Origin of the sequence: Microcystis sp. M_OC_Ca_00000000_C217Col (assembly GCF_007095585.1) — a bacterium.
In the GTDB taxonomy this organism is placed as follows: domain Bacteria; phylum Cyanobacteriota; class Cyanobacteriia; order Cyanobacteriales; family Microcystaceae; genus Microcystis; species Microcystis panniformis.
The window spans coordinates 1-2,700 of record NZ_SFBV01000208.1 but is presented as its reverse complement, the minus strand read 5'-3'; the positions used below and the strand labels follow the sequence as shown (position 1 = coordinate 2,700).

Below are 2,700 nucleotides of genomic sequence, written 5' to 3'. Positions count from 1 at the left end.
ATAATCTTTTTAGCCAATCGCTCATTAATTTCTCGATGTCTGGGAATTGGTTCTGTTTTTCCAGTATCTGGATTATGGTAAATATCGTGTTTCCCTCCACGTCTAATCAAATAGCAGCCAGCTTGCTCTAATTGTGCAATTAAATCATGCCTTTTCATGCGATTTCAAACTCTGCAACTCTCTTGATTCCGGGGATTTCTTCCGTAGTAAATGTTCTGTAGAGATCGACCAAGTTTTCGATTAATTCTTCTAAGTCAACACCTTGGGTCCAATGATCGGGAAATTCATTCAAATAGCCCAAGAACATCCCATCTGATTCTTTCCAATACGTATATGGAATCCTCATGGTGAAATCCTCATTCTGCATTGCTAACGATATTAAGTTAACCCCTATTATAACTGAATTGCTCCCAATCCACGATCAGCTTTATTATCGGGCTTGGCAGCGAGATTGCCGCCTTACACTTCGTTAATGCAGCCGACAAAATTGGCGTTCGCTAATTCAGACGGATTTAGGTGTTGGGTTTCGTTCCGATGACCCAACCTCGGAAAGGATGCGATCGCTTTTCGTCCTCTAAAACAGTGATCGCACCAAGATGACAAGCACTGTAGCATAACCCACTGAATATTATAAAATTGGTGGTGCGTTACATTTCATGCTTGGCCAAATCCGGCAAAATAAGCTTTAACCTCATGCCAGAAATTTTCAGACTGGAAGGCTATGTTTTCTTTTTCTATGCCAATGAAGGCAATGAACCCATGCACGTTCACGTTCGACGGGGCGGCGGATATGCTAAATTTTGGCTAGAGCCGCTAGAATTGGATTATGCTAAAGGTCTAAAAACCAAAGAAATTGTTCGGGCTGAAGTTATCATTACAGAAAATATAGAAATAATACGGAGGAAATGGCACGATGTATTTGGTACATGAAAGCATAGTAAAAGCTCAAAAAGTTTGGGTTGAAGATAAATGGATTTGTATTCGTTTAGAAGACGATAGAGAAATTCGTTTTCCTGCTTATAAAAATAAACGCTTATCAAAAGCAACCTTTGAACAATTAGCAGAGGTTGAGTTAATTTGTGATGGCACGGGATTACATTGGGAAACCTTAGATGAGGATTTGTCCATCATTGGCATTTTAGAAGGAAGATTGGGTGCTTAAATGTTAAATGCTTAAAAAAAATCGGCTCTACCGAACCTAGTAATCATAGCAATTATCGTCGATTGGGTTGACGTAAGGAAACCCAACAAAAAGATTCAGACGGATTTAGGTGTTGGGTGTTGGGTTTCGCTTTCCCTGAGAATTGAGAGATTATTTTAGGTTCGATCCCCCCTGCCCCCCTTGATAAGGGGGGTGCCGATAGGCGGGGGGATCCCCCCTGCCCCCCTTGATAAGGGGGGTGTCTGACAACTTTTAACGCCTACCTACTTATTTATTCGCTCAACCCAACCTAAGAAACTGATTCTAGATGTCTTAAAATCTGTTCTTTCAAATCATCCAAATAATTTTCTACCACCTCCCAAACTGTATTAAGGTCAATTCCCCCTAAATAATCATGTACTAAAATATTCCTAAAACCAGAAATATTACGCCAGTCAACATTGGGAATATTTGCCTTTAATTCCTCCGAAAGCCTTTGAGTTGATTCTGCCAAAGTTTGTAAGCGTCTAATGATAGCATCGCTGATCATTGAATTAGCAAAAAACTCCTGTTTTCCTCCTTGGGAATAGTCCTTAATTTTATCAATACAGTCTAAAATATATTCAAGATAAACTCGATCTTCATTCATAACTTAATTGCCTCCTTTAAGATTCGCTGTTTAATTAGATGATGAAGGCTTTTTTCAGTTACTACATCCACTTTACACCCTAAGAGAGCCTCTAAATCAACTAATAATCCACCGGGAAACCAAGGGGATGTTTTAGCTAAATCATAATCAATTAAAAAATCAATATCACTATTTTCGGTTTCCTCACCTCTAGCAACGGAACCAAATACACGCACATTAAAAGCACCATGTTTGGTGGCAATTTTTAGGATATCCTCTCGTTTGTCTTGTATGAGTTGTTTTAAGGTCATAAAATAACATCCATCCCGAAGGTTTTTAATGAACAATTAACAGACTAGACTAGAAAAAACTAAATACTGATAACTCACCCCCCCACTTATTGCCCTAATTGCTGCAAAAATTGCATCACCTTTTCATCAGTTGCCATATTATTCTGTTGGTGGAATAATATAGCTGCTTGTTATAGATCAATTTTTGCTTTTTCGGTTTGTTTTAATTTGGCATATAAAAGACCACGACTACGGACTTTATGAACGGTGGCTAAATAAGTAATCATTGATTTCTCATTTCAGGTTCGCATTAGATTATATTCTTCGCGGATTGATGAAGTTAGAGATTCCAATAAGATTAATTTTTCCTCAATTGACAGGTTTTTTCCTTGTTTAATTAATGTTTGTAAAGGCATTTTTTTTAAATCAAATTCAGGCACAAGTAGAGCCAATTCTTGTGTTTGTTGATTTTGTAAGTCAGTAATTAATTCTTGTAAAAATAAAGAATCATTACTTAAGTCCGAAATTTCATCTTCATAGTTTTCGAGAGCTTCTATTTGTTGAATACGGTCACTATAATTTTTGAGAAGGGATTCGAGAGCTTCGATAATAAATTGGATGTCTTTAAATGATAGAGTTTT

Annotated in this window: 7 protein-coding genes and 1 pseudogene; 2 read left to right on the top strand and 6 right to left on the bottom strand. The window is 37.4% G+C overall.

Annotation, left to right across the window (positions count from 1 at the left end; translation table 11 throughout):
- On the bottom strand, positions 1-158 hold a 158-nt coding region (locus EWV66_RS12580; RefSeq protein ID WP_287107343.1), incomplete at its 3' end, for a type II toxin-antitoxin system HicA family toxin.
- Complete coding sequence (locus tag EWV66_RS12575; RefSeq protein ID WP_002771342.1) at positions 155-346, bottom strand: type II toxin-antitoxin system HicB family antitoxin; 192 nt, start codon at positions 344-346, stop codon at positions 155-157. The genes EWV66_RS12575 and EWV66_RS12580, both read right to left, overlap by 4 nt.
- 347 nt (positions 347-693) lie before the next feature.
- On the opposite strand from EWV66_RS12575, the gene EWV66_RS12570 reads away from it, so the two are divergent.
- A complete protein-coding gene (locus EWV66_RS12570; RefSeq protein ID WP_041803658.1) occupies positions 694-930 on the top strand; it encodes a DUF4160 domain-containing protein in 237 nt (78 codons plus the stop codon).
- On the top strand, positions 914-1,162 hold the full coding sequence (locus EWV66_RS12565) for a DUF2442 domain-containing protein (protein WP_002785172.1): 249 nt from the start codon (positions 914-916) through the stop codon (positions 1,160-1,162). Before EWV66_RS12570 ends, EWV66_RS12565 begins: the two co-directional genes overlap by 17 nt.
- 289 nt (positions 1,163-1,451) lie before the next feature.
- Here the strand turns inward: EWV66_RS12565 and EWV66_RS12560 are convergent, their stop codons facing one another.
- From EWV66_RS12560 to EWV66_RS12545, 4 genes and pseudogenes are all read right to left on the bottom strand, one after another.
- Entirely contained in the window at positions 1,452-1,790 is a 339-nt protein-coding gene (locus EWV66_RS12560) for a HepT-like ribonuclease domain-containing protein (RefSeq protein ID WP_125731514.1), read from the bottom strand.
- Positions 1,787-2,080: a nucleotidyltransferase family protein gene (locus tag EWV66_RS12555; RefSeq protein WP_002763046.1), complete on the bottom strand. Its 294-nt coding sequence runs from the start codon at positions 2,078-2,080 to the stop codon at positions 1,787-1,789. Before EWV66_RS12555 ends, EWV66_RS12560 begins: the two co-directional genes overlap by 4 nt.
- Positions 2,081-2,166: 86 nt before the next feature.
- Positions 2,167-2,346: pseudogene (locus EWV66_RS12550) on the bottom strand (hypothetical protein).
- A gap of 12 nt (positions 2,347-2,358) precedes the next feature.
- Positions 2,359-2,700, bottom strand: a 342-nt coding sequence (locus EWV66_RS12545; RefSeq protein ID WP_287107345.1) for a hypothetical protein, incomplete at its 5' end; no start/stop codon positions are given.

Coding starts and splice junctions, on each gene's coding strand:
- EWV66_RS12575 (WP_002771342.1), bottom strand. CDS start 346: ATGAGGATTCCATATACGTATTGGAAAGAATCAGATGGGATGTTCTTG.
- EWV66_RS12570 (WP_041803658.1), top strand. CDS start 694: ATGCCAGAAATTTTCAGACTGGAAGGCTATGTTTTCTTTTTCTATGCC.
- EWV66_RS12565 (WP_002785172.1), top strand. CDS start 914: ATGTATTTGGTACATGAAAGCATAGTAAAAGCTCAAAAAGTTTGGGTT.
- EWV66_RS12560 (WP_125731514.1), bottom strand. CDS start 1,790: ATGAATGAAGATCGAGTTTATCTTGAATATATTTTAGACTGTATTGAT.
- EWV66_RS12555 (WP_002763046.1), bottom strand. CDS start 2,080: ATGACCTTAAAACAACTCATACAAGACAAACGAGAGGATATCCTAAAA.